At 60.8% G+C, this 25,236-nt stretch carries 20 protein-coding genes; 8 read left to right on the forward strand and 12 right to left on the reverse strand.

The annotated features are described in order from the left end of the window. Nucleotides 1-22: 22 nt before the first annotated feature. Nucleotides 23-2,698, reverse strand: coding sequence for a bifunctional acetaldehyde-CoA/alcohol dehydrogenase (gene adhE / locus BN1121_RS10835; protein ID WP_081606388.1), 2,676 nt, complete (start codon nt 2,696-2,698; stop codon nt 23-25). A 683-nt stretch (nt 2,699-3,381) separates the two neighbouring features. Between adhE and BN1121_RS10840 the strand changes: the two genes are divergently transcribed. The 7 genes from BN1121_RS10840 to BN1121_RS10870 all read left to right on the forward strand — a co-directional run bounded on the left by BN1121_RS10840 (nt 3,382) and on the right by BN1121_RS10870 (nt 11,101). After that, nucleotides 3,382-4,017, forward strand: coding sequence for a YchE family NAAT transporter (locus BN1121_RS10840; RefSeq protein ID WP_005346920.1), 636 nt, complete (start codon nt 3,382-3,384; stop codon nt 4,015-4,017). A 278-nt stretch (nt 4,018-4,295) separates the two neighbouring features. Further along, nucleotides 4,296-5,909: an ABC transporter substrate-binding protein gene (locus BN1121_RS10845; protein ID WP_043157059.1), complete on the forward strand. Its 1,614-nt coding sequence runs from the start codon at nt 4,296-4,298 to the stop codon at nt 5,907-5,909. Between the two features lie 95 nt (nt 5,910-6,004). Beyond that, nucleotides 6,005-6,925 carry an oligopeptide ABC transporter permease OppB gene (gene oppB, locus BN1121_RS10850; RefSeq protein ID WP_005346926.1) on the forward strand — a complete coding sequence of 307 codons (921 nt, stop codon included), beginning with the start codon at nt 6,005-6,007 and terminating at the stop codon, nt 6,923-6,925. Between the two features lie 14 nt (nt 6,926-6,939). Continuing rightward, nucleotides 6,940-7,848, forward strand: coding sequence for an oligopeptide ABC transporter permease OppC (gene oppC, locus BN1121_RS10855; RefSeq protein ID WP_005346929.1), 909 nt, complete (start codon nt 6,940-6,942; stop codon nt 7,846-7,848). A 54-nt stretch (nt 7,849-7,902) separates the two neighbouring features. Then, nucleotides 7,903-8,883, forward strand: coding sequence for an ABC transporter ATP-binding protein (locus BN1121_RS10860; protein WP_005346933.1), 981 nt, complete (start codon nt 7,903-7,905; stop codon nt 8,881-8,883). Beyond that, complete coding sequence (gene oppF, locus BN1121_RS10865) at nt 8,880-9,875, forward strand: murein tripeptide/oligopeptide ABC transporter ATP binding protein OppF (protein ID WP_005346935.1); 996 nt, start codon at nt 8,880-8,882, stop codon at nt 9,873-9,875. Before BN1121_RS10860 ends, oppF begins: the two co-directional genes overlap by 4 nt. Before the next feature lie 278 nt (nt 9,876-10,153). Continuing rightward, nucleotides 10,154-11,101, forward strand: a complete 948-nt coding sequence (locus BN1121_RS10870) for a TerC family protein (RefSeq protein ID WP_005346937.1) — start codon at nt 10,154-10,156, stop codon at nt 11,099-11,101. Nucleotides 11,102-11,133: 32 nt separating this feature from the next. Here the strand turns inward: BN1121_RS10870 and alr are convergent, their stop codons facing one another. After that, nucleotides 11,134-12,360: an alanine racemase gene (gene alr, locus BN1121_RS10875; protein WP_005346939.1), complete on the reverse strand. Its 1,227-nt coding sequence runs from the start codon at nt 12,358-12,360 to the stop codon at nt 11,134-11,136. Nucleotides 12,361-12,508: 148 nt separating this feature from the next. Here alr and BN1121_RS10880 point away from each other — a divergent pair, with 148 nt between their 5' ends. Next, nucleotides 12,509-12,985: a methyltransferase family protein gene (locus tag BN1121_RS10880; protein ID WP_005346941.1), complete on the forward strand. Its 477-nt coding sequence runs from the start codon at nt 12,509-12,511 to the stop codon at nt 12,983-12,985. Here BN1121_RS10880 and BN1121_RS10885 read toward each other — a convergent pair. The 10 genes from BN1121_RS10885 to BN1121_RS10930 all read right to left on the reverse strand — a co-directional run bounded on the left by BN1121_RS10885 (nt 12,982) and on the right by BN1121_RS10930 (nt 25,150). Beyond that, entirely contained in the window at nt 12,982-13,311 is a 330-nt protein-coding gene (locus BN1121_RS10885; RefSeq protein WP_005346944.1) for an MGMT family protein, read from the reverse strand. The two genes, BN1121_RS10880 and BN1121_RS10885, sit on opposite strands and share 4 nt — an antisense overlap. A gap of 97 nt (nt 13,312-13,408) precedes the next feature. Next, nucleotides 13,409-14,962: a methyl-accepting chemotaxis protein gene (locus BN1121_RS10890; protein ID WP_043157062.1), complete on the reverse strand. Its 1,554-nt coding sequence runs from the start codon at nt 14,960-14,962 to the stop codon at nt 13,409-13,411. A 121-nt stretch (nt 14,963-15,083) separates the two neighbouring features. Then, complete coding sequence (locus BN1121_RS10895; protein ID WP_005346950.1) at nt 15,084-16,634, reverse strand: methyl-accepting chemotaxis protein; 1,551 nt, start codon at nt 16,632-16,634, stop codon at nt 15,084-15,086. A 162-nt stretch (nt 16,635-16,796) separates the two neighbouring features. Continuing rightward, nucleotides 16,797-18,662: a beta-N-acetylhexosaminidase gene (locus BN1121_RS10900; RefSeq protein WP_043597786.1), complete on the reverse strand. Its 1,866-nt coding sequence runs from the start codon at nt 18,660-18,662 to the stop codon at nt 16,797-16,799. Next, the gene (locus BN1121_RS10905; RefSeq protein WP_043597788.1) at nt 18,647-19,528 is read right to left on the reverse strand and encodes a glucosamine kinase nucleotide-binding domain-containing protein; all 882 of its coding nucleotides are present in this window, start codon (nt 19,526-19,528) and stop codon (nt 18,647-18,649) included. The genes BN1121_RS10900 and BN1121_RS10905 overlap by 16 nt, the downstream gene beginning before the upstream one ends. Continuing rightward, a complete protein-coding gene (locus BN1121_RS10910) occupies nt 19,521-21,227 on the reverse strand; it encodes a glycoside hydrolase family 9 protein (RefSeq protein ID WP_043597791.1) in 1,707 nt (568 codons plus the stop codon). The genes BN1121_RS10905 and BN1121_RS10910 overlap by 8 nt, the downstream gene beginning before the upstream one ends. A 6-nt stretch (nt 21,228-21,233) precedes the next feature. Then, nucleotides 21,234-22,226: an ABC transporter ATP-binding protein gene (locus BN1121_RS10915; RefSeq protein ID WP_005347761.1), complete on the reverse strand. Its 993-nt coding sequence runs from the start codon at nt 22,224-22,226 to the stop codon at nt 21,234-21,236. Between the two features lie 11 nt (nt 22,227-22,237). After that, nucleotides 22,238-23,248 carry an ABC transporter ATP-binding protein gene (locus BN1121_RS10920; protein WP_005347763.1) on the reverse strand — a complete coding sequence of 337 codons (1,011 nt, stop codon included), beginning with the start codon at nt 23,246-23,248 and terminating at the stop codon, nt 22,238-22,240. Next, nucleotides 23,245-24,165, reverse strand: a complete 921-nt coding sequence (locus BN1121_RS10925; protein ID WP_005347766.1) for an ABC transporter permease — start codon at nt 24,163-24,165, stop codon at nt 23,245-23,247. The genes BN1121_RS10920 and BN1121_RS10925 overlap by 4 nt, the downstream gene beginning before the upstream one ends. Nucleotide 24,166: 1 nt before the next feature. Then, entirely contained in the window at nt 24,167-25,150 is a 984-nt protein-coding gene (locus BN1121_RS10930) for an ABC transporter permease (RefSeq protein ID WP_005347768.1), read from the reverse strand. Between the last annotated feature and the right edge of the window lie 86 nt (nt 25,151-25,236).

Consider the following 25,236-nt stretch of genomic DNA (forward strand, 5'->3'; position numbering starts at 1 on the left):
CTTATCTTTAGAGCGAAGAAGATTAGGCTTTGGCCTTCTTCTTGCTGTCAACCTTCTCGGCCTTGGGGGCTTCGGCGGCTGCAGTGCCCTCGGTGAAGGGACGACCGTAGTAGGAGTCCAGCAGCACCTGCTTGAGTTCGCTGATCAGCGGGTAGCGCGGGTTGGCGCCGGTGCACTGGTCATCGAAGGCCTCTACGGCCAGCTGATCAACGGCGGCCAGGAAGGCTTCTTCGGATACGCCGGCTTCGCGGATGGAGGCCGGGATACCCAGGGTGGCCTTCAGCTCGTCCAGCCAGGTCAGCAGCTTCTCGATCTTGGCGGCGGTGCGGTCACCGGCGGCGGTCAGACCCAGGTGGTCGGCCACTTCGGCGTAGCGACGGCGAGCCTGCGGACGGTCGTATTGGGAGAACGCGGTCTGCTTGGTCGGGTTGTCATTCGCGTTGTAGCGGATGACGTTGCTGATCAGCAGGGCGTTGGCCAGACCGTGCGGAATGTGGAACTCGGCACCCAGCTTGTGGGCCATGGAGTGACACACACCCAGGAAGGCGTTGGCAAACGCGATACCGGCGATGGTGGCCGCGTTGTGTACCTTCTCACGAGCGATCGGGTCGTTGGCACCGTTCTGATAGCTGGAGGGCAGGTATTCCTTCAGCAGTTTCAGAGCTTGCAGGGCCTGACCGTCGGAGTACTCGTTGGCCAGTACGGAAACGTAAGCTTCCATGGCGTGAGTGACGGCGTCGATACCACCGAAGGCGCACAGGGATTTGGGCATGCCCATCACCAGGTTGGCGTCGACGATAGCCATGTTCGGGGTCAGCTCGTAGTCGGCCAGCGGGTACTTCACGCCGGTGGCGTCGTCGGTCACGACCGCAAACGGAGTCACTTCAGAACCGGTACCGGAAGTGGTGGTGATACAGACCAGCTCGGCCTTCACGCCCATCTTCGGGAACTTGTAGATACGCTTGCGGATGTCCATGAAGCGCATGGCCAGGTCTTCGAACGCGGTGTTCGGGTGTTCGTACATCACCCACATGATCTTGGCCGCATCCATCGGTGAACCACCACCCAGGGCGACGATCACGTCCGGTTTGAAGGAGTTGGCCATTTCGGCACCCTTACGCACCACGGTCAGGGTCGGGTCAGCTTCTACTTCGTAGAACACTTCCACTTCCATGTTCATGCCCTTGAGCAGGCGCACCACTTCATCGGCATAGCCGTTGTTGAACAGGAAGCGGTCGGTCACGATCATGGCGCGCTTCTTACCTTCCAGGTCGCCAAGGGCGATCGGCAGGGAGCCACGACGGAAGTAGATGGATTTCGGAAGTTTGTGCCACAGCATGTTTTCTGCCCGTTTTGCGACTGTCTTCTTGTTGATCAGGTGCTTGGGACCCACGTTCTCGGAGATGGAGTTACCACCCCAGGAGCCGCAACCCAGCGTCAGGGAAGGAGCCATGGCGAAGTTGTACAGGTCGCCGATACCGCCCTGAGTGGTCGGGGTGTTGATCAGGATACGAGCGGTCTTCATCTTGTCGCCGAAGTACTTGATGCGGTCGGCGTTGCGATCCTGGTCGGTGTAGAGACCGGAGGTGTGGCCGATACCACCCAGGTTGACCATGTCGCAGGCCATCTCGACGGCTTCTTCGAAGGTCTTGGCGCGGAACATACCGAGCAGCGGGGAGAGCTTCTCGTGAGCGAACTCTTCCTCTTCACAGATTTTCAGGCCTTCACCGATCAGGATCTTGGTGTCGGCAGGCACGGTGACACCGGCCATTTCGGCGATCTTGATGGCCGGTTGGCCAACGATGTTGGCGTTCAGGGCGCCGTTGATCAGGATGACCTTGCGAACCTTGTCGGCTTCGTCTTTGGCCAGCACATAGCCCTTGTGGGAGGCGAAGCGCTCTTTCACCTGGTCGTAGACGGCGTCAACGACGATGACGGCTTGCTCAGAGGCACAGACCACACCGTTGTCGAAGGTCTTGGACATCAGTACGGAGGCGACGGCACGCTTGACGTCGGCGGTTTCGTCGATGACGACAGGTACGTTACCGGCACCCACGCCGATGGCCGGCTTACCGGAGGAGTAGGCGGCCTTCACCATGCCCGGGCCACCGGTGGCCAGGATCAGGTTGATGTCGTTGTGCTTCATCAGGGCGTTGGAGAGCTCAACAGAGGGTTGGTCAATCCAGCCGATGATGTCTTTCGGTGCACCGGCGGCGATAGCGGCATCCAGAACCAGCTTGGCAGCGGTGTTGGTGGCATTCTTGGCGCGGGGGTGCGGAGAGAAGATGATGGCGTTGCGGGTCTTCAGGGAGATGAGAGATTTGAAGATCGCGGTAGAGGTCGGGTTGGTGGTCGGTACGATACCGCAGATGATGCCCACCGGCTCGGCGATGGTGATGGTGCCCATCTCGTCATCCTCGCTGAGGATGCCGCAGGTCTTCTCTTCCTTGTACTTGTTGTAGATGTATTCGGAGGCGAAGTGGTTCTTGATCACCTTGTCTTCGATGATGCCCATGCCGGACTCTTCGACGGCCATCTGGGCCAGGGGAATACGGGCGTTGTTGGCGGCCAGGGCAGCGGCGCGGAAGATCTTGTCAACCTGCTCTTGAGAGAAAGTAGCGAATTCACGCTGAGCTTCCTTCACACGGGCGACCAGTGCATCCAGTTCTGCCAAGTTGGTTACTGCCATAGATGTCATCTCCTGATGATTTTTGAAAACTGTTTAACAAAACGTTGTGAGAAATTTTCAGGCTTGGCAATTATAGCCACAGCTCGGTGAGCCATTCACTCTATCTGGGTATTGCATGCCTTGTTAAACTGCTTTCGACACCGATTATAGGGGCGAGGGAACCCTGAAAAAATTGATCCCGATCAAATGTAACAAAAGAACAAAAGAAATTTTTTTTCATCGCCTCACGCCGCAACAGAGTCAGGCCGGAACGGGCGGTGATATATGCGGCGCTTTGGTTTTTTGTTTTTTAAAAACAAGGTATTAGTCCTGTTTTTGCGTGGTTGTTCAGCGTTAATCACCCCTTTGTGCAGAGAGTGACCAAGGGAAAGAAGAGGACATCATGAGAGATTTTCTATTACAAATTGAATCAAATACGGTGAATTAGTCTCCTTCGCCCGAGGTCGGGGTGCGACTCGGTAGTGGAGTAGGATGAGGTATTTCGTGATGTGACCGTCTTGTTGCTAGATTGTGCTGAGTGTGACGAAGTTCGGGTCTGTGCTGACCAATGTTGTGTTGCAAACTTGTGTGTTATTAGCCGGATTATCTGGAATCAGGGCAAATGGCCAAGATTAACTAATTGGCCTGCGCCATAGTGTTGATGTAAATTTACGCATGCTTTGAACATCGCCCTTCAGTGTGAACAGGACGCCATGGCTGAACTCGACTTCTCCCTCTATCTCAAATTTTTCATTGGCCTCATCGCCATCATCAACCCGCTCGGGTTGCTGCCGGTTTTTGTCAGTTTGACCAGCCATCAGAGCCCGGCCGAACGGATGAAGACCAACACCACAGCCAACTTGGCGGTGATGGTGATCCTGCTGGTCTCCATGTATCTGGGTCAGCTTATTCTCGATGGATTTGGTATTTCTCTGGCATCGTTTCGTATCGCCGGTGGTTCGCTCATTACCCTGATCGCCTGGTCCATGCTGCAGGGTAAGCTCGGTGAGGTAAAACATAACAAGGAAGAGAAGGGGGAGCTGGCCGCTCGCGAGTCGATCGCCGTGGTTCCTCTGGCGCTGCCCTTGATGGCCGGGCCGGGCGCCATCTCGTCGGTCATCGTCTATGCCAGCCAGAGTCACTGGCAGCAGCTTATCGGCATGTCCATCGTGGTGGTGGTCTTCTCGTTCTGTTCCTGGCTCATCTTCCGTGCCGCGCCGCTGCTGTTCAAGCTGATGGGCAACACGGGTATCAACGTGGTGACTCGTATCATGGGGCTCATCATGATGGCTCTGGGCATCGAGATCATGGTGGCGGGGATCAAGGCGATGTTTCCTGCGCTTGTTTAAGCCCGAACATGCTGACAAACCGGCCCTTGTGGCCGGTTTTTTATTTGTTCCCTTTTAGGTGTTGATTACCTACAATCGAGCGGATTTGTACAATAAAACGCCATTTCCACGTTAAGAAATTCTGCCGGCGCCGCGATTTGATGGCTTTCTATCCAGAAATAGCCAGGGATAACGCACGAAACTATTGCATTATTCAATAGTGCAGGGAATTATGCGCCAAGCGGGATTTTTTCTCGTGAATGGATGTCAGCATGGAATGTTCTTGTTGGAGTATGGAAATGACTCACAAAAAAACGATTATAAACACATTGTTGGTTGCAGCCCTGTTTGGCGGTTCGGTGCAGGCAGCCGAGGTTCCCGCCGGTACCAAGTTGGCGGATGTACAAGAGTTGGTGAAGGGCAACGGCTCCGAGCCCGCCACTTTGGATCCGCACAAGACTGAAGGTGACGTAGAATCCGCAGTCTTGCGCGACCTGTTTGAAGGACTGGTCACTTCTGGCCCCAAAGGGGAAGTGCTGCCAGGCGTCGCTGAGTCCTGGGAGACCAAGGACAACAAGCATTATGTCTTCCACCTGCGTAAAAACGCCAAGTGGTCCAACGGGGATCCGGTCACCGCCCACGACTTCGTCTACGCCTTCCAGCGCGCTGTGGATCCCAAGACCGCCTCTCCCTACTCCTGGTATCTGGAGATGCCAACCATCGTTAACGCCTCCGCCGTCATCGCTGGCAAGAAGCCGGCTGATACCCTGGGTGTGAAGGCGACCGATGATTACACCTTCGAGGTACAACTCGAGAAAGCCATTCCCTACTTTGTCAGCATGCTCTCCCACACCACCACCTATCCGGTGCCTAAGAAGGTGATCGAGCAGTTTGGCGAGAAGTGGACCCAGCCCGGCAACATGGTGTCCAACGGCGCTTATGTGCTGAAGAACTGGGTGGTCAATGAGCGCATCGAGCTCGAGCGCAACAAGAGCTACTGGGACGACGCCAAGACCGTCATCAACAAGGTGACCTATCTGCCGATCCAGTCCACCAACGCCGAGCTGAACCGCTATCTGGCCGGTGAGCTGGATATGACCAAGAACACTCCGATCGAGCGCTTCAAGCAGCTCAAAAAAGACTACCCGAACGAGCTGAAGGTGACTGGCCAGGTTTCTACCTACTTCTACCAGTTCAACTTCAAGAAGAAGCCGTTTGACGATGTACGGGTGCGTACCGCTCTTTCCTATGCGGTCAATCGTGACGTGATCGCCGACAAGGTGATGGGCCAGGGCCAAACCCCCGCTTATGGTCTGACCCCGGATTATGTTGATGGTTTCAAACCCGTCGTGGCCGAGTGGTCGAAGATGACCCAGGCCGAGCGTGATGCCAAGGCTAAAGCGCTGTTGACCGAAGCCGGTTTCGGCCCGGGCAACCCGCTCAAGTTTGAGCTGCTCTATAACACCGATGACAACCACAAGAAGGTGGCCGTGGCTGTGGCCTCCATGTGGAAGAAGCTCGGCGTTCAGGTGAGCCTGGTCAATCAGGAGTGGAAGACCTACATCGAGACCAAGAAACAGGGCCAGTTTGACGTCAGTCGCGCCGGTTGGGTTGCCGACTACAACGAAGCCTCCTCCATGCTGGACCTGATGCAGACCACTCATGGTAACAATGACGGCAAGTACTCTAACTCTGCCTATGACAAGCTGATGAATGAGTCCCGCGATGTGGCGGACGATGTGGCTCGTAACAACTTGTATGCCCAGGCTGAGGCTATTCTGGCGAAGGATATGCCGATCGCTCCCATCTATCAGTACGTCATTCCGCGTATGGTCAAGCCCTATGTAGGCGGCTATCCGGCCAACCCGCTGGACAACCTCTACAGCAAGGACATGTACATCATCGCCCATTGATGGGTCGAGTCGCATAAGAAGCAGGGGGTCCACCCGCCGGGTGGGCCCCTCATTACAAAGCGACCCTTTGGAAGCAGTTAGGACAGGTATTGTCTATGTTGAAATTTATCTTCAAGCGTCTTCTGGAAGCGATTCCGACGCTGCTGGTGCTCATCACCGTCTCCTTTTTCATGATGCGTTTCGCGCCGGGTAACCCGTTTAGTAGCGAACGTTCCCTGCCACCCGAAGTCATGGCCAACATCGAGGCCAAGTACGGGCTCGACAAGCCGATCGGGGTACAGTATCTCACCTACCTGGGTAACCTGGTGCAGGGGGATCTCGGTCCCTCGTTCAAGTACAAGGACTTCTCCGTCAACGATCTGGTGAGTGAGGCGCTGCCGGTCTCCGCCAAGATTGGCTCGGTGGCCTTCCTGTTTGCCGTGCTGCTTGGGGTGACCTTCGGCACCATAGCCGCTCTCAAGCAAAACACGGCCATCGACTATCTGCTGATGTCGTCGGCCATGGCGGGGGTGGTGATACCGGGCTTCGTGTTGGCGCCCCTACTGGTGCTCTTCTTCAGTATCCACCTCGGCTGGCTACCGGCCGGTGGCTGGCAGGGGGGCGGTGTCCAGTTTATGGTACTGCCGGTGTTTGGCATGATGATGTACTACATCTCGGCCATCTCCCGCATCATGCGGGGCAGCATGATTGAGACCATGAACTCCAACTTCATTCGTACTGCTCGCGCCAAGGGGTTGCCCCTGCGCTACATCATACTGCGTCACGCCCTGCGTCCAGCCATGCTGCCGGTGGTCTCCTACCTGGGCCCGGCGTTTGTGGGCATCATCACGGGGTCGGTCGTGATCGAGACCATCTTCGGCCTGCCGGGAATTGGTCAGCTGTTCGTTAACGGAGCGCTGAACCGTGACTACTCCATGGTGCTTGGCCTGACCATCCTGGTCGGCGCACTCACCATCACCTTCAACGCCGTGGTCGATATCCTGTATGCCTTTATCGACCCGAAAATTCGTTATTGATCAGGGAGTAGATCATGGTTGTATCAACAGAAAAACGTGCTGTGGTCGAGTCGTTCGCCCAGCAAATGGAGGTGGAAGGTCGCTCCCTGTGGCAGGACGCACGGCGGCGTTTCTTCCGTAACAAGGCGGCGCTCACCAGCCTTATCATTCTGGCCATCATCTCGGTGGCGGTGATAGTGGGCCCGCACCTCTCCCAGTACACCTTCGACGATCCGGACTGGAATGCCATGCAGTCTGCGCCGGATATGGAGACGGGTCACTGGTTCGGCACTGACAGCCTGGGGCGCGATCTGTTCGTGCGTACCCTGCTGGGCGGGCGTATCTCGCTCATGGTCGGTATCATGGGTGCCCTGGTGGCCGTCATCATAGGTACCCTGTATGGCGCCGCATCAGGCTTTATCGGCGGACGCGTCGACAGCCTGATGATGCGACTGCTCGAGGTGCTCAACGCCTTCCCCTTCATGTTCTTCGTCATCATGCTGGTGACCTTCTTCGGCCGTAACCTGGCGCTCATCTTCCTCGCCATCGGTGCGGTGAGCTGGCTCGACATGGCCCGTATCGTGCGCGGCCAGACCCTGAGCCTCAAGAGCAAGGAGTTCATCGAGGCGGCCCACGTCTGCGGCGTGTCGAAGTGGAAGATCATTACCCGCCACATAGTGCCGAACGTGCTCGGTATCGTGGCCGTCTACGCCACCTTGCTGGTGCCGGGCATGATCATGTTCGAATCCTTCCTGAGCTTCCTTGGCCTCGGGGTCCAGGAGCCGATGACCAGCTGGGGTGCCCTGCTGGACGAAGGCTCCAAGGCGATGGAAGTCGCCCCCTGGCAGCTCCTGTTCCCCGCCAGTTTCATGGTGGTGACCCTGTTCTGCTTCAACTTCCTCGGGGACGGTCTGCGTGACGCCCTCGATCCGAAGGACCGCTAATCGCGTGTCCTATGGGTCGTTAATAAAGCGTCACAAGACTGATAAGGAGTTTTTATGAAGTTACTGGATGTAAAAGATCTGCGGGTCGAGTTCAAGACCCCGGACGGCAATGTGGTGGCCGTGAACGACCTCAACTTCTCCCTCTCTGCCGGCGAGACTCTGGGGATCGTCGGGGAATCGGGTTCAGGCAAGTCCCAGACTGCGTTTGCCATCATGGGGCTGCTGGCCAAGAACGGCATCATCACAGGGTCGGCCAAGTTCCAGGGCGACGAGATCCTGAACCTGCCCGAGTCCAAGCTCAACCGTATTCGCTCCGAGAAGATCGCCATGATTTTCCAGGACCCCATGACCTCGCTGAACCCCTACATGAAGGTGAAGGATCAGCTGATGGAAGTGCTGATGTTGCACAAGGGGTTGACCAAGGCTGCCGCCTTCGAAGAGTCGGTGCGTATGCTCGATGCGGTGAAGATCCCCGAGGCGCGCAAGCGCATGGGCATGTACCCCCACGAGTTCTCTGGCGGTATGCGCCAGCGGGTGATGATCGCCATGGCGCTCTTGTGCCGGCCCCAGCTGCTGATCGCCGATGAGCCGACCACGGCGCTGGATGTGACGGTGCAGGCCCAAATCATGGAGCTGATGGCAGAGCTCAAGCGTGAGTTCAACACCTCCATCATCATGATCACCCATGACCTCGGGGTGGTGGCCGGCATCTGCGACAAGGTATTGGTGATGTACGCCGGTCGGACCATGGAGTACGGCAAGGTCAATGACATCTTCTACCGCCCGAGCCATCCCTACACCGAAGGGTTGCTGCGCGCCATTCCCCGTCTCGACACCGAGGGCGAGGTGCTGCCGACCATACCGGGCAACCCGCCCAACTTGCTGCGTCTGCCCGTGGGCTGCCCCTTCCAGGAGCGTTGCCACCGGGTGAGCGACATTTGTCGCAGCCAGTCCCCTGTACTGACTCCGTTTGGCGATGGGCGCCAGCGGGCCTGTCACTGGGTATCTGAAGTCATGGGCAAGGAGGCGGTATGACAGTCGAGAAGAAATTGCTGCTCGAGGTCTCCGACCTCAAGGTGCACTTCAGCATCAAGAGCGATCGGGCCTGGCCCTGGGCCAAGCCCTCTACCCTCAAGGCGGTGGACGGGGTGACCCTGCGCCTCTATGAGGGGGAGACCCTGGGCGTGGTGGGGGAGTCGGGCTGCGGCAAGTCGACCTTCGCCCGTGCCATCATAGGCCTAGTGCCGAGCACGGCGGGCAAGGTGGTGTGGCTGGGTAACGACCTGACCAAGCTGGATCACCAGGCGCTGCGCGAGAAGCGCAAAGAGATCCAGATGATCTTCCAGGACCCGCTGGCCTCGCTCAATCCACGTATGACCATAGGCGACATCATCGCCGAGCCGCTCATCACCTTCTATCCCGAGCTCTCGAAGGATGAGGTGAAGGGCCGCGTGCGCGCCATGATGAGCAAGGTGGGTCTGCTGCCCAACCTGGTGAACCGTTATCCTCACGAGTTCTCCGGCGGCCAGTGCCAGCGTATCGGCATCGCCCGGGCGCTGATCCTCGAGCCCAAGATGATCATCTGCGACGAGCCGGTCTCGGCGTTGGATGTGTCGATCCAGGCTCAGGTGGTAAACCTGCTCAAATCCCTGCAAAAGGAGATGGGGCTGTCGCTCATCTTCATCGCCCACGATCTGTCGGTGGTCAAACATATCTCGGATCGGGTGCTGGTGATGTACCTGGGCAATGCGGTGGAGCTCGGTGAAGGCAAGGAGATCTACGCCAACCCCCTGCACCCCTATACCAAGGCCCTGATGTCGGCGGTGCCGATCCCGGATCCGGACCTGGAGCGCAGCAAGACCATCCAGATCCTCGAGGGGGATCTACCGTCGCCCATGAATCCGCCGTCGGGTTGTGTGTTCCGCACCCGCTGCCCCCTGGCCGGGCCCGAGTGTGCCAAGACCCGTCCCGTGCTGGAGGGGAACTTCAGCCATGCAGTCTCCTGCCTCAAGGCCGATCCGCTGTAAGCATGAAAAGAGGGGGCAAGGCCCCCTCTTTTTTGTGCGCGGGCCCACAGATTTCCCTTGGCGCGGTTTAACCGCCCTGCTATTCTCCGCCCCATCAAGGGGAGTAACTTCTTTGCCGGCCTATCGTCAATTCGGTGCGCAGCGCGCATCCGGTAGCCGGGCGGACACGAGTCCGTAAGTGAGACCTTGCCGAAAGGCGAGGTCTATCTGCTCCAAATGCAAACCCACGCCTTTCGGACGTGGGTTTTGTCGTTTTGGAGGACTGAAAAATGGAACAAATGTGGTTGTGGGGTGGCTTCTTCGCCATCGTCTTGCTCCTCTTGTGGGTTGATATTCGCTTCGTTGGGGGTGGCAAGGCGCACAAGGTCTCCCTCAAGGAAGCGGGGATCTGGTCGCTGGTGTGGTTTGCCGTGGCGATGCTGTTCAACCTGGCTATCTGGTGGTGGTATCAGAGCAATGTGGGTGAGGCCGTCGCTCATCAGAAGGCGGTGGAGTTCTTCACCGGATACCTCATCGAGAAGGCGTTGGCAGTGGACAATGTCTTCGTCTGGCTGATGCTGTTTGGCTACTTTGCCATCCCGGCAGAGCTGCAACGCCGGGTACTGCTCTACGGCGTGTTGGGGGCCATCGTCATGCGTGCCGGTATGGTGTTTGCCGGTAGTTGGCTCATCGAACAGTTCCACTGGATCCTTTATCTGTTCGGCGCCTTCCTGCTGCTGACCGGCGCCAAGATGTTGTGGGCGGCCGACAAGGAGCCGGATCTCGAGAACAACGCCTTGCTCGGCTGGATGCGCCGCCGCTTCAAGGTAACCGAAACCCTGGAGGGGGAGAAGTTCTTCGTGCTGCGCGACGGGGTACGCTACGCCACGCCGCTCCTGCTCATCCTGGTACTGGTGGAGGTGAGCGATCTCATCTTCGCGGTGGACAGCATACCGGCTATCTTCGCGGTGACGACCGATCCCTTCATCGTGCTCACCTCGAATATCTTCGCCATCATGGGGCTGCGGGCCATGTACTTCCTGCTGGCCGGGGTGGCCGAGCGCTTCGCCCTGCTCAAATATGGCTTGGCAGCGATCCTGATGTTTATCGGGGTGAAGATGCTGCTGCTCGATGTGTTCAAGATCCCGACCGGCATTGCGCTGGGAGTGGTCGCCGCTATTCTGGCGCTCTCCATGGGGCTGAGCCTCTGGGTGACGCGCAAGCAGAAGACGGCGACAGCCGAGTAATGAGAAGGGCTCCCGTGGGAGCCCTTCTTGTATCAGCGCTTGATGATGCGCGGGTTGGTGTAGCCCCAGATGGTGTACATGTCCGCCAGGAGGGCGCCGTTGTACTCCTCGAGATCTGACTGCTTCACCTCGGCGTCGCCCTGGCGACCAAACAGGACCACCTCGTCACCCGGTTTGACTCCCTTGAGGTCGGTGACGTCCACCATGATGGTGTTCATGGAGGTTTTGCCCACCACCGGCGCCTTCTGGCCGTTCACCAGCACATAGGCCTTGTTGCTCAGCGCCCGGCGATAGCCATCGGAGTAACCGAGCGGCAGGTTGGCAAGCCAGGAGTCGCGACCCAGGGTGAAGGTGCGGTCATAGCCCACCGTGTTTCCCTTGGCATAGTGGTTCACCGAGGCGACCCGGGTCTTGAAGGCCATCACCTTCTTGTACTCGGTGTAGGAGGGGATGGTGTCACCGTAGATGATGCCGCCCGGGCGGACCATGTCCAGATGCGCCTCCGGCACTTCCAGTGTGGTGAAGGAGTTGGCGCAGTGCAGAGTCAACTTGCTGCGATCCAGACGAGCGGCCTCGATGAGCCACTGGGTGTCGAGCTGGAACTGGGCAAAGCCCATCTTCACGTCGTTTTTCTCTTCGACCGGGAAGTGGGTCATGATGCCGACCACCTGTAGCCCCTTGAGCTTGACCAGCTCGAGGGCATCGCGCTTGGCGTCGGAGAGGCGCAGATCCAGGCCGTTACGGCTCATGCCGGCGGAGTTGAGCCCCAGATGGTAAGCAATGGTGGTGTGGTGACGCAGGGCGATCTCAGACATCAGGCGGGCGCTCTCTAGGCTACCCACCAGCTCTTCCATCTTGTAGGGGAGGGCGGCTTCCACCTCTTGCGGGGTGGCGGCGCGCACCCGCATTAGGCGGCCTTCGAAGCCTTTCTCGCGGGCGACACGGGCCTCTTCGTTGCTGGCGATGCCGATGCAGGGGATGCCTGCCTTCACCACCGAGGGGACCAGCAGGTCGATGCCGTGGCCGTAGGCGTCGGCCTTCATGATGGCGCAGATCTGTGGGCCCTTGTCACCCAGGCGATCTTTCAGGGTCTGAATGTTGTGTTCGAAAGCGGCGACATCCACCTCGAGCCAGGCGTTGGCCGCGGCAAACTCCTGGCCGTTGCGATGATCGTTGTCGAGGGGGAGGTAGGGGGCGGCCATGGCAGGGGTGGCAAGAATGCCGAGGATCAGGCTGGCCAGCAGCGTCTTCTTGTTCATTGTTGTTCCTGTTATTGTCGTTGAGGTTGGTGCATCACGGGAGTATTCAAGAGGCTAGTCGAACTGGGATCCCCGTGCATGCCCAGGGTGCTGTTCAGGCGTTATCCCAGCAAGGCGTTAAGTGTAACTGCCTAAAAGAATAGAGAAAATGAAACAGATCAGGTTTTCAATAGAGGCTTTGTATGGCTGTCTCGGTCACCTGCCGCCACCGCTTGTCTTCCTCTGCTGCGCCATGGGTATGGCCCTGCCAGGAGAGCTAAACGGCCCCGATAATCTCTTCTGGTCCCTGCTGGTTGTCTGCCTCGCCGTTGTAGGGGCGCTTATTGCACTCTGGGCCCTGCTGGGTCTCAAGCTTCGCCATACCACTGTCGATCCCATCCATCCGGAACTCAGCTCTGTGTTGGTGACCACGGGGGCCTATCGCATCGGCCGTAATCCCATGTACCTCTCTTTGTTGATCTGGCTGATGGCATGGGGCAGCTGGCTACAAGGGGGATGGTGGGGCGGGGTCCTGTTTTGGCTCTGGATAGACAGGGTACAGATCCCCAGAGAGGAGCGTGCGCTGACCACACGCTTTGGCTCCCATTATCTGGAGTATTGCCGCCGAGTCCGGCGTTGGTGCTAGAAGGGGAGCACAAACAGCAGCTCGGCCAGATCCGGTTGCCACTGCCAGTCGCGAAGACGCACCCGACCACTGATGACCGAAATCCCCTCCTCCTGTAAGCGCCCCACCTGCTCCTGATAGCCATGGGAGCCTTCCGGGAGCGAGATGCGGCCGCTGGCTCCCAGCACCCGGTGCCAGGGGAGGGTCAGTGCCGTGGTTTTTAGCACCCGACCGACCAGACGGGCCCGTCCGGGTAGACCGGCGAGATCGGCCACCTGGCCGTAGGTGGCGATCCGTCCCTGTGGGATCAGGGTAATGACGATTTCGATGCGCTCTTGAGGGGTCATAGGGGATCCGGCCAAAAGCCTATTGTTATCGGTCGTGCCGGAAGAGACAAGGGGGGAGAAAAAGCAGGGGAGAGAGGTGGCGCTCTCCCCGGGCGGGCTAGCCGAAGGTGCGCGTCAGCTCCTTGAGCTGGTTGGTGCGTCCCAGCAAGGAGGCGCTGCTGTGGGTCACCTCCTCGATCTTCTGGCTGTTGTCGTGGGAGAGGGAAGAGATCTGGTTGACGTTACGGCTGATCTCCTCGATGACGGTCTGCTGCTCCATGGAGGCCGACGAGATCTGGGTAGAGAAGTCAGAGATCTTGTCGATCTCCTCCAGCATCCGATGCAGATTGTCAGAGCCGGCCTGGGTCGTGACCAGGCAGTGAGCGGTCTGATCCAGGTTGCGGTGCATCACATCTCGCCACTCGTTGAGGGTCCTCTGGATGTGTCTGATGCTCTCCTGGATCTGCTCGGTGGCGCCGTGAGTGCGGGTCGACAGACTGCGCACCTCGTCGGCTACTACGGCAAAGCCACGTCCCTGCTCCCCGGCTCGGGCGGCCTCGATGGCGGCGTTAAGGGCCAGCAAGTTGGTCTGATCGGCGATGCCCTGAATTTCGCTCATGATACTGCCAATCCGATCGGCTTCATTGGCCAGGGCCACGGCCGAGTCGAAGGCATCCTTGGCCTGTTTGGCCAGCTTGTCCATCTCCTGACCCACTTCGCTCAGCTGCCCATCGGTCTGCTTGCAGTGGCTACGGGCCTCCTCAATCTGGGAGCTGGTTTCCTGTATGTTGCGGGTGATCTCGTTGGCGGTGCTGGCCATCTCGGTGATGGCGGTGGCCACCTGTTGGATCTGTTGGTCTTGATCCGTGATGGCCTGGCTTGCCAGACGGGCCGAGTCAGAGAGATTGTCGGCCAGCCCCTTGAGGGAATAAGTGGCATCGTCCACCCGCCCCAGCACGGTACGGATGCGGGCCTGCCACAGCTTGATGTGAAAGTCGGCGATGCTATGGGGGGCATTCCCCGAGAAGATCAATCGGCTGACGCTGTCATATTCGCGACTCAGGCGCTGCAAGAAACGCGGGGTGGTGATGAGGGAGTCCCGCATCAGCAAGATGCCGGCGATGAGGGGCAGCAGTACCCAGAGGGCCGCGAGAGGGCCCGTCAACCAGAAGAGAGCGCCGAGGGACGCCGCCATGGCGGCCTTCGCCAGCCAGGGGGCCGCAGCCTTAAACAGCCCGGCACCGCGTCTTGCCTGCCGCTCCTGGCGCTTGAGATCCTCATAGAGACGGGCCGCGATGGCCTTGCTCTCGGCAGTGGTGCGGCAGCGCACCGACTGATAGCCACAAATGGCCCCGCGTTCATAGATGGGGGTGACATAGGCATCGACCCAATAATAGCGTCCATCTTTGCAGCGGTTCTTGACCAGGCCGCGCCAAGGTTGGCCCGCCTTGAGATGGTGCCAGAGGTCGCCAAACGCGGCCTTGGGCATGTCTGGGTGGCGCACCATGTTATGAGGCTTTCCGATTAACTCTTCCCTGGTGTAGCCGGCAACCCGGCAGAAGTGATCGTTGGCATAAGTAATGATGCCACGTAGATCCGTGGTGGATACCAACTGTTCGTCGTCGGCAAAATCCACCTCCTGATCCACCATTGAGTGGGGTCCAGTGCTCATGCTTGTCTCCCTGATTATCCCGCTTTTTTATTGCGTCCGGCCGTTTGTCCCATTCCTTGGGGTCAAACGGCTCGATGATCAGTGTAGACAAACTTTGGAAAATGATAGTTTTAACAGTTGATCAGCCAAAAGTATGGCCGAGCCCGGCCAGCTGCCCGGCTCGTCGCTGCAGCTCCTGCCCGGTGTCGCGAACCTCGTTCAACTTGGCACTATTGAGGCTGCTATGGTGTGAAACCTGCTGCAACGCTTCGCACATCTGCTCGATGACGGTCTGTTGCTCCGCCGTGGTGACACTGATATGACTGGCGCTCCGATTGACCTCGGCAAGCGAGCTTTGTACCTCTTCCAGGGTGTCGGCCCCCTCTCGGGTGAGGTCGGCACAGTGGCGAGTCTGGGCCAGATTGGCCTGCATCAGGCTCTGCCAATGGAGCAGTGTCTGCTGAATACCTTCCATGCGCTGCTGAATTTGCACCGTCGCATCCTGACTGCGCCTTGAGAGTGCCCGTACCTCCTCCGCCACCACGGAGAAGCCGCGCCCATGCTCCCCGGCGCGGGCGGCCTCGATGGCCGCATTGAGGGCGAGCAGGTTGGTCTGTTCGGCGATGGCGCCAATGGCCCCCATGATGTCATCAATCCGGCGTGACTCTTCGCTCAGGCGCTGGGCCATCTGGTGTGCCTCCTGCGCCTGCTCGGCCAGGGATTCAACCGCCTGACGAGTGTGGCGCAGGGTCTGGGTCGCCTGCTCGCTACGCTGGGTGATCCCCTCAATCTGGGTGGCGCAGTGATGAATATGACGGGTGACGTCGGTTGCACCGGTGCCGAGCTGGCTCATGGCGGCGGCCAGCTGCCGGGTTTGGTCTTCCTGTTGGCGTACCGCCTGACTGGCCACCTCGCTGGAGTGGTCGAGTCGCTCGGCCAATCGGTGCAGGTTGGCGGTGGCATCATCGACACGTCCCAGCACGGTACGGATCCTGGCCTGCAGCATCTTGATATGAAAGTCGGCAACCGCCCCCGGGCGCTTGCCCGAATAGATGAGTCGGGTCAGGCTGTCGTACTCTGCGGCCAAGTGTCTGAGGTAGCGCGGCATGGCGAAGAGTTCGTGACGGCAGAACAGGGCTACCAGCAGCAGTGGCAGAAGCTGATAGGGCAGGGCCTCCATTCCCTCCCGATAGGCGCCCCATCCCAGGGTGGTGACCAGCAGGAGTGGCAGCAGCCAGGGACGCAACCGCTGCAAGGAGAGGGGGGGGCGTCGCCCTTCACGCTCCATACCAAGCAGCAGGCGATAACTCTGCTCGGCCTTTTTCACCAGTGCCCGCTCAGGTTTGCTGCGAACAGATTGGTATCCCACCACACGTTCCCCTTCCAGCAGCGGCGTCACATAGGCATCGACCCAGTAGTAGCGGCCATCCTTGCAACGATTCTTGACCACGCCACGCCAGGGTTTTCCCTGTTTTAACTGTTGCCAGAGATCCCCGAATGCCGCCTTCGGCATATCGGGATGACGCACCAGATTATGGGGCTGACCGACCAGTTCATGGGGCGCGTAGCCCGCTATCTGGCAGAAGGCATCGTTGGCATAGGTGATGTTACCCGCGAGATCAGTGGTAGAGACCAGCTGCTGGCTGGCATCGAAGGTGACCTCTTGGTCGAGCAGGGGGGCGTGGCGCAGCATGAACCGAATGAAACCGTGAAGTGAGAGGAACGGGGCGCGATTTTGCCAAAAGTTTGTCGCCAGTGGCATTGCATGTAACGGCAATGTTGCCCTGTTTTTTATGATTCTGTGACGGCCATGACAAAAAAGGCGGCCAGAGGCCGCCAACAGAAAAGGACAACATCAGGTTCGAAGAGGGCGGTAGGCAACCCCCATTCGGTCGAGCATCCGCAACTGGCCCGGTAGTCGGGCACACAATGACTGCCAGGAGCGTTGTGTCATCATGCTCCAGGCCACCTCAGCCGAGGCGAGCAGGCGGGGATAGAGCATGTAATCCAATCGCTCCCGAGAGATGATGTGTTCACTCCACAGGGGGCTCAGGATGCCGAGTATGTTGTCATGGGCATGGAAATCGGTGGGGGCCGGATCACAGTCGTAGAGGGTGCGAAGATCCAGGGTCCCGGCCCAGTAAAGGCCGGGCTCGGCAGGGTCTTCACTCCAGGCGAGATCGAGGTAGAGATACTGGGCCGGCGCCATCACCACGGGGAAGCCGGCGGCGGCAGCCGCCAGTCCCGCCTCGAAGCGGGTCCAGGCCCACACGGCGGCCTCCCGGCTCACCTTGTCACCGTGCTGCATCTCCTCCCAACCGGCCATCTGCTTGCCCTTGCCAGCCAGATAGTGCTGGCAGTGGCGCAGCAGGTGACCCTGCAGCTCTTTGGGATCCTGATAACCGTGTTGCGCCATGAAGGCGTGGCAGGCGGGGCTGTCGGTCCACACCCCTTCCGGAACCTCGTCGCCCCCCATGTGAATCAGGGGGCCGGGGAAGAGCTCACACACCTCATCCAGCACCGCCTCGAGAAAGGTATAGGTGCCAGGCAGGGCCGGGTTGAGCACATTGTCTTCGAAAAACTGCACCGAACGGTAACGGGAGCCGTCGGCAGGCTCGGTCAGGAGAGCGGGCAAGGCCTTGATGGCTGCATGACAGTGACCGGGAATGTCGATCTCGGGGATGACGGTGATCCCGAGTGTCGCCGCGTGAGCCACCACCTCCCGCACCTCGCTCTGGGTGTAGTAGCCGCCATAGGGGGCGGGGCCGCCGCTCAGCTGGGGAGTGACAGGTAGATCGTGGCCGCGCCAGGCACCCACTTCGGTGAGGGCCGGGAAGGCCTTGATCTCGAGGCGCCATCCTTCGTCATCGGTCAGGTGCCAATGAAAGTGGTTGAACTTGAAGAGGGCCATCTGGGTAAGCAGCCGCTTGATGGTCGCCACGCTGTGAAAGTGGCGGGCGCAGTCGAGAAACAGGCCGCGAAAGCCGAAACGGGGGGCATCTTCTACCTCGATACAAGGGAGTGACTCACCGTGTTGCAACACCCATTGGGCCAGGCTCATCAGGGCGTGGCGCCAACCCTTGCTCGAGCCGGCGACAATGGTGATACCGGTCGGCGTGATGCGAAGGCGATAGGCCTCCTCGTCCATGGGCTCACGGTGCAGATGGATCAGGGCATCGTGATCTTGTCTGAGGGAGAGACCTGTCAGCTCGTTGAAGCCGCCAAGCAGGGTGTAGATGGGTTCTGGTGCGGCCACATGAGCCCGCTCCGGCAGGCGAAACTCGCCATCCAGCAGCCGCCAGTGGCGGGGGGCGGGCACCAGGCCGGCCTGCTCCTCTGCGGGATCCAGGTCCGGGATGGTGCGTGTCGTGGGGGGGAGCCTCAGCTCACGCCGGCCGATGGCCAGGGGCAGCAGAGCGGGTTGCGACTGGGGACCCGAGTAACCGAGGTAGCATCCCTGAGGGAGATCGGAGAGGCGCTGGGCGGGAGCCGCAGGGCAGCAGAACTCGATGCTGAGACTGTCGGGGGCCAGGGTGACCACCTTGTAACTGCCGACCTGGCGCTGCAGGGTCCCCCCCTGGAGGCTGTCGGGAGCCAGATATCGGGCCAGGCAGAAATGCAGCGTAGCGCCTACCGGGGGGCGCTCGGTCAGGGTCATGCGTAGCCAGACATCGTTTCCCTCCCGGCGAATGACATCCAGGTCGATCAGGGGTGCAGACATGGCAGCTCCTTGTTTTTGATAAAGAGAAGGGCCCCCTCCAGGGCATCGGCCCGGGGTGAGACCAGCAGATCCGGGCAACGCTGGGCGAGGCGAGGGGCCAGGGCCGTTCCTATCCCACCGAGCAGGGCGATGGCGGGCGCCCCCAGCCGATGCATGCCGTGCAGCAGGAGCGTCAGGGTACCCAACAGCTCCTCCTCGAGCGCTTGGGCGAGCTCATCCCCGTCCCGGGCGGCCTCTATGACCCAAGGAGCAAAGCGCCCATAGTCGGCGGGAATGGCCTGACTGGCCCAGCGTACCGCCTCGACCTGATCGCGACCGAAGTGATCCATGACGCGCACCGCCAGCAGGCTCGGCGGCAGTATGCCGTCGTGGCTGAGCAGGGCGCTCTGGAGCGCGCGCAGGCCAAGCCAGGCACCGCTGCCGAGATCCGAGATGGGAAAACCGCGCCCGGAGCAGGTGTGGATCGCGCCATGTCGATAGATGAGTCCCACCGAGCCGGTACCGGCGATGAGGATGGCGCCTTCATTGCCCCCGAAGGCGCCGAGGCAGGCGCCGAAGGCATCGGAGGTCAGACACACCTCGGCAAACGGTAACGGCTCGGCCAGGAAGGCGTGGTAGCAGTGGGGCAGCTCGGCCGAGGCCAGCGCCAGGCCCGCGTGCAGTCGGCCGTAGTCATGAGGGCCCAGGCCGGCCTCGGTCAGGGCGCCGTCGATGGCGGCCATGACCGCCCCTTTAGCCTGCTCGATACCGAGTTCCAGATTGCTGCCGGCGGCTATGCCTTCCCCGAGCAGCCGCCCGGTCACATCGCGCAGGCGGGCCCGGGTGTGGGTGCCGCCCCCGTCGACCCCGACGAAGAGATCACTCATGGGGGACCCCCTGCAGGGTGATCGCCAGGGCGAACCAGGCGGCGTGCGGGATCCACTGCTCTCCCCAGCGCCAGTTCTGATCCAGCCGCTCCCGATAAGGCTCCGGGATGAAGGCGATATCCGCCTCGTCGTCAAATCCTGCGGTGATGCCGTTGCAGATCCCCCCGGCGGCGTTGGGCCAGCCGGCGGTGTAGGCCGGGTTGTTGATGCCGTGGCCGTCCAGCATGCAGGCATTGAACGGGTTGGCGCCGAGGATCCAGTCGAGCTGACGCTGGCCGTGCGCCTCGAGGCGGGCCGCCAGCTGCGGCAGCAGGGGGCGGGCGGCGAAGGCGAGGGCCGCGAGCGAGGCGAGCCGCGCGTTCTCCCCCTGCCACCAGTAGCCCGACTCGTTACGATGGGGCATGAAGAAGGCGAGGCGGGCCGGTTCATCGACCCCCTTCACATACTGGCGAGCCAGGGCAAAGGGGTTGCCCGGAGCCGCGCACCAGGCCAGCTCGCTCGTGAGCGAACGCTCAATGGTGCGAAGCGCCCCCTGTAACCGCTCGTGCTCCGGCTCTATGCTGAGGTACTCGATGAGTGCCAATGCCGGCAATCCCGCTTCCACCGCGTGGTAGTAGGGGCGCGCGCCATCGTCGTTGGCGCTCCAGTAGTGCCCCCCGTCCGGATGGGGCCGCAGGCGCCGCTCCAGCCGGGTGGCCCAGTGACGGGCCTCTCCCAGCCAGTCATGGCCGAGGGTGCGGGTCAGCTCGACGGCGGCCAGCAGGGCGCAGTACTCGTCGATGATGTTCTCCTGCCCGTCATCGAGATAGTGGGGGTTCATCTCGCGCAGATGGTGATAGCCGAGCTCGGCCGCGGCGGCGTAGTGGGCATTGGCAAACTCCCCCGGCTCACTCTCGCGTGCGGCGCGGGCCAGGGCAGCGATGGCCATGCCGCCCCCCTGGCGAAAGCCAGCCTGATAGTCGGTCGACTTGTGTCCCTGCTGGGTCGCGTAGGCACACAGCTCCCGCTGCTCGGGATCCTTGCTCCATTTGTCGAACAGGGTCATGTAGAAAAAGCCCGACGCGTGTTGCATGCGGCAGAGAAAATCGGCCCCGTGCAGGGCCTCGTCGGTGAGGCGCTTGCACAGGTTCTGGCTGTCGATGTCTCCTTGCCGTGCCAGCAGGGCGCGACACTTGAGCAGGGACCAAACCACCAGCGGGGTCTGCTGGGGATTCATGTAGTTAGCGTAGGAGAGGTGGCTTAAGTACTTGCTCACATCGCCACTGGCGTCATACCAGCCGCCGTGCACGTCGCGGCGCTCTTCGCAGCCCAGGATGCGGGCCGCGCGATCGGCGCGCTGGAAACGGCCGCTGCAGCGCTGCCCCTTGAAGTAGTGGACAAGGTCGGAGAGGCAGCGGCGGCGCAGTAACTGCTCACCGACCCTGAACCGGGTCGAGCGGACTATGCCGTGGCGGGTGACCGCCTCAAGGCGATACTCTCCCGGCGCGGCGAGGGCAGAAAAGTCCCCTTGCCAGAAGAAGCGTCCCTGCCATCCGGGGACGACGCCCGCCGGCTCCAGCGGCACCTCCAACACCACGGCATCGTCACCGAGGCGGCGCACCCGCAGGCTTCCCTCGAGGGGCGCATCGCTCGCTTTTTGCAGCAGCGCCCGTTTAACGGCGCCGCACTCATAGCCGACCTGGTTGATCAGAAGTTCCATGGCGTCTCACTCGAACAGGTAGCAGCGAACGAAGTGGTTGTCGGCAAGCTTGGTCACCGGCGGCAAGGTGGTCTTGCAACGTGGCTGGACCGAGTTACAGCGACCGGCAAACGGGCAACCGCACGATTCGGGCGTCCATAGCGGTATCTCCCCCTTGCGCCCCCCCTCGAGGGCGGCGTGGATGCTCTTCTCGGGGTCCGGCACCGCCGAGATGAGCAGCTGGGTATAGGGGTGCTGAGGGTGGTGCAGGATCTCATCCACGTCGCCCCACTCCACCATGTGGCCCACGTACATCACCGCCAGATCTTCCGCCACGTAGCGGGCCGTGGCGATGTCGTGAGTGATGTAGAGCATGGAGATGCCGAGCTCATTCTTCATCTGCTCCATCAGGTTGAGGATGCCGATGCGAATGGAGACGTCGAGCATGGAGGTGGGTTCGTCGGCCAGCACCACTTCGGCCTCTACCGCCAGATTGCGGGCAATGTTGACGCGCTGGCGCTGCCCCCCGGAGAGCTGGTGCGGGTACTTGGCCGCGGTCGCCTTGGCCGGGGTCAGCCCCACCTTCTCGAGCAGGCCATAGACCATGTCGGGCAGGTCTCTCTTGTCGAGCACCTTGCTGTGCAGCAGCAGGGGACGGGCGATGTGGTGGTAGATGGTATGGGTGGGATTGAGTGAACCGAACGGGTCCTGCCACACCATCTGCACACTCTGGCGGTAGTCGAGCAGGGCGGTGCCCTTGTCAAACTCATCCAGATTGCGTCCCCGGTAGAGGATGCGGCCGGCGCTCGCCTTGTACATCTTGGCGATGATCTTGGCCACCGTGCTCTTACCCGAACCCGACTCGCCCACCACCGCCAGGGCACGCCCCTTGGAGAGGGTGAAGCTGATGTCCGAGAGGGCCCGCATCTTGTCGCTCTTCAGGGCGTTGGAGTTGATGGGGAAGTCCTTGTAGAGGTGCTGTACCTCGATGATGGCTTCCTGTCCGTGTGCAATCGTCATGGCTTACATCCTCAAGCGCCAGCGGCCCGACTGAAATGAATGATCTGATCCTCTGCCTGGGTGTGGAGATGGCAGGCGGCGAGCTGACCCGGCCGTACCTCGTGCAGGGCCGTGTACTCCTGTTTGCAGCGGTCGTGTACCCGGTTACAGCGGGCCTGGAAGCGGCAGCCGACCGGCACCTCCAGCAGGTTGAGCGGGGTCCCCGGGATCCCCTCCAGCACCTTCTTCGGCCCGTGCAGGGGCGGGAAGGAGTTGCCGAGCCCTTTGGTATACGGGTGCAGTGGCGCGGTCAGGATCGCCTTGGACGGAGCCACCTCTACCAGTTCACCCGCGTACATGATGCCGATGCGATCGCAGAACTCGACCATGAGCGAGAGATCGTGGGTGATGAAGAGGATTGAGAAGTTGAACTTCTCTTTGAGCGCATAGACCTTCTGCAGGATCTCGCGCTGCACCACCACGTCCAGGGCCGTGGTCGGCTCGTCCATGATGAGCAGCTCGGGGTTGAGGGCCAGCGCGATGGCGATCACCAGACGCTGGCGCATACCGCCGGAGAACTGGTGCGGGTAGTCGAGCAGCCGGCTCGGGTGGATGTCGACGATCTCGAGCAGCTCCTGGGCGCGCTTGATCGCCTCATAGCGGGTCAGCCCCGGGTTGTGGGCCAGCAGCACGTCGCAGAACTGCTCCTCCATGCGCAGCACGGGGTTGAGCGCGTTCATGGCGGATTGGAACACTACCGAGGCCTGTTGCCAGCGATAGTCGCGCAGACGGCGATCGTCGTAGCTCAGAATGTCTTCGCCCTTGAACAGGATCTGACCGCCACTGATGTAGGCGGGCGGCTTGTGCAGTCGGGCTACCGAGAAGGCGACGGTGGACTTGCCGCAGCCAGACTCGCCGGCAAGGCCAAACACTTCACCGGGGGCGATGTCGAAGCTGACCGAGTTGACGGCGCGCACGTCGCCATTTTCGGTGATGTAGTCGACGCAGAGATTGCGTACCGACAGCAGGGGTTGCTGGTTCATGCTGTCTTCTCCTGTGCTGTGGCAACCGGTGTGGTGACCGGGGCGGCGAGTTTCTTCCAGCGGCTCAGCCCCTTGTGGGAGCGCAGCTGCGGGTTGGCGATCTCGTCGATGGCGAAGTTGAGCATGGCCAGGCCCGCGCCCAGGGTGGCGATGGCAAAGCAGGGGGCCAGGATCTCCCACCAGGCGCCGATCAGGATGGCGCTCGAGGTCTGGGCGTTGTAGAGCATGATGCCCCAGCTCACGACGGTGGGGTCACCCAAGCCCAGGAACTCCAGGGTCGCCTCGGTGACGATGGCGTAGATGATGGAGCCGATAAAGCTCACGCCGATGATGGAGATGAGGTTGGGCAGAATTTCCACCAGTATGATGCGCCAGGCCGGCTCGCCCAGCACCTCGGCGGCGATGACGAACTCTTTCTCCCGCAGGGCCAGGGTCTGGGCGCGGATGACGCGCGCGCCATAGGCCCAGGAGGTTAGCCCTATGATGAGGGCGATGACCCAGGGGGAGGCTTCCCCGATGAAGCTGGCGAGCACCAATAGCAAGGGGAGGTTGGGGATCACCAGCACTACGTTCATCAGGAAGGTGAGGCACTCATCCACCAGGCCGCCGAAGTAGCCGGCGGTGATGCCGATAGCGACCGCCAGGGCGCAGACCAAGAGACCCGCGCTGAAGCCCACCATCAGGGAGACGCGCGCCCCGTTGGTGAACTGGGCCCAGATGTCGTGACCCATGCGGGTTGAGCCCATCACATACTCGGCACTGGGGGGCTGGTGGGGGCGGGCCACCCGCTTGGTCGGCTCGTTGCTGGCCAGGAGGGGAGCAAAGATGGCCATCAGTACGAAGGCGACGACGATGGCGAGGCCGAAGGCGGCCTTCTTGTTGCCCAGTAAAATCTTGAGAATGGTCGGCATACGCATCTTATTTGCCTCCTGTACGCAGACGGGGATCCAGGAAGACGTAGAGCACGTCGGCCAGGAAGTTGAAGCTGAGCATGGTGATGGTCATGATGAGCAGCTGCCCCTGAATGAGCGGGTAGTCACGGGCCAGAATGCCCTGATAGAGGGTCAGGCCCAGGCCGGGGTAGTTGAAGATCACCTCGGTGATGAGGGAGCCGCCGATGACGAAACCGAGCGCCATGGAGAGGGCGGTGACGCTGGGCAGGATGGCGTTGCGAGCGCCGTAGTTGAAGATCACCCGGTTGCTGGAGAGCCCCTTGGCCTTGGCCATGGTGATGTAGTCTTCGCCCAGCAGATTGATCATGTTGTTGCGCATGGTGATGAGAAAGCCCCCCACCTGCACCAGGGCCAGGGTGCCCACCGGCATGATGGCGTGGGTCAGGATGCTCTTGATGTGCTCCCAGCCCCAGTCGGGGGTGATCTCCGGGCTGTAGGCATAGCCGATGGGCAGCCATTCCAGGCTCACCCCGAACAGGAAGAGGGCGAGTAAAGAGACGACTACCGGGGGGATGGCTTGCATCACCAGGGTGAGGGGGGAAAGCACGCTGTCCATGCGGCCACCGCGATACCAGGCGGCGAAGATGCCGACGATGGAGCCGATGGAGAAGCTCAGGATGGTGGAAGTGCCCACCAGAAACAGGGTCCAGCCGATGGCGCGACCCAGCACGTCAGAGACCTGCTGCGGATAGAAGCGCACCGAGGTGCCGAGATCCCAGGTGAAGACGCTCTTCACATAGGTCAGAAATTGGGTGCCAATCGGGCCGTCAACGAAGCCGAAGGTGGCCTTGAGAGCCTCGAGGGCGGCCGGTTCCATCATGGCGCCGGCGCGGGCAAACATCACGGAGACGGGATCGCCTGGCATGGCGCGGGGGAGCAGGAAGTTGATGGTGGCGGCTACCAGAAAGGCAACCAGATAGAAGGAGAAACGTCTCAGTATGAATCCCATGATAGTACCTTTTACTGCAAGCCTGCCCCGCATCGGGTATAGCTACCCCAACCCCGGCAGAACCGGGACAAGAGGTGGATGACGGG

It is taken from the genome of Aeromonas diversa CDC 2478-85 (genome assembly GCF_000819805.1).
GTDB classification, from domain to species: Bacteria; Pseudomonadota; Gammaproteobacteria; order Enterobacterales; family Aeromonadaceae; genus Aeromonas; species Aeromonas diversa.

Bases quoted from the DNA above. Each gene is read 5' to 3' on its own strand.
- alr (WP_005346939.1), bottom strand. From the start codon at position 12,360: ATGAACAAGAAGACGCTGCTGGCCAGCCTGATCCTCGGCATTCTTGCC.
- BN1121_RS10885 (WP_005346944.1), bottom strand. From the start codon at position 13,311: ATGACCCCTCAAGAGCGCATCGAAATCGTCATTACCCTGATCCCACAG.
- BN1121_RS10910 (WP_043597791.1), bottom strand. From the start codon at position 21,227: ATGGAACTTCTGATCAACCAGGTCGGCTATGAGTGCGGCGCCGTTAAA.
- BN1121_RS10905 (WP_043597788.1), bottom strand. From the start codon at position 19,528: ATGAGTGATCTCTTCGTCGGGGTCGACGGGGGCGGCACCCACACCCGG.
- BN1121_RS10845 (WP_043157059.1), top strand. From the start codon at position 4,296: ATGACTCACAAAAAAACGATTATAAACACATTGTTGGTTGCAGCCCTG.
- BN1121_RS10880 (WP_005346941.1), top strand. From the start codon at position 12,509: ATGAAACAGATCAGGTTTTCAATAGAGGCTTTGTATGGCTGTCTCGGT.
- BN1121_RS10900 (WP_043597786.1), bottom strand. From the start codon at position 18,662: ATGTCTGCACCCCTGATCGACCTGGATGTCATTCGCCGGGAGGGAAAC.
- BN1121_RS10870 (WP_005346937.1), top strand. From the start codon at position 10,154: ATGTGGTTGTGGGGTGGCTTCTTCGCCATCGTCTTGCTCCTCTTGTGG.
- oppC (WP_005346929.1), top strand. From the start codon at position 6,940: ATGGTTGTATCAACAGAAAAACGTGCTGTGGTCGAGTCGTTCGCCCAG.
- BN1121_RS10840 (WP_005346920.1), top strand. From the start codon at position 3,382: ATGGCTGAACTCGACTTCTCCCTCTATCTCAAATTTTTCATTGGCCTC.
- BN1121_RS10920 (WP_005347763.1), bottom strand. From the start codon at position 23,248: ATGAACCAGCAACCCCTGCTGTCGGTACGCAATCTCTGCGTCGACTAC.
- BN1121_RS10925 (WP_005347766.1), bottom strand. From the start codon at position 24,165: ATGCGTATGCCGACCATTCTCAAGATTTTACTGGGCAACAAGAAGGCC.
- BN1121_RS10895 (WP_005346950.1), bottom strand. From the start codon at position 16,634: ATGCTGCGCCACGCCCCCCTGCTCGACCAAGAGGTCACCTTCGATGCC.
- oppB (WP_005346926.1), top strand. From the start codon at position 6,005: ATGTTGAAATTTATCTTCAAGCGTCTTCTGGAAGCGATTCCGACGCTG.
- oppF (WP_005346935.1), top strand. From the start codon at position 8,880: ATGACAGTCGAGAAGAAATTGCTGCTCGAGGTCTCCGACCTCAAGGTG.
- BN1121_RS10915 (WP_005347761.1), bottom strand. From the start codon at position 22,226: ATGACGATTGCACACGGACAGGAAGCCATCATCGAGGTACAGCACCTC.
- BN1121_RS10890 (WP_043157062.1), bottom strand. From the start codon at position 14,962: ATGAGCACTGGACCCCACTCAATGGTGGATCAGGAGGTGGATTTTGCC.
- BN1121_RS10930 (WP_005347768.1), bottom strand. From the start codon at position 25,150: ATGGGATTCATACTGAGACGTTTCTCCTTCTATCTGGTTGCCTTTCTG.
- BN1121_RS10860 (WP_005346933.1), top strand. From the start codon at position 7,903: ATGAAGTTACTGGATGTAAAAGATCTGCGGGTCGAGTTCAAGACCCCG.
- adhE (WP_081606388.1), bottom strand. From the start codon at position 2,698: ATGACATCTATGGCAGTAACCAACTTGGCAGAACTGGATGCACTGGTC.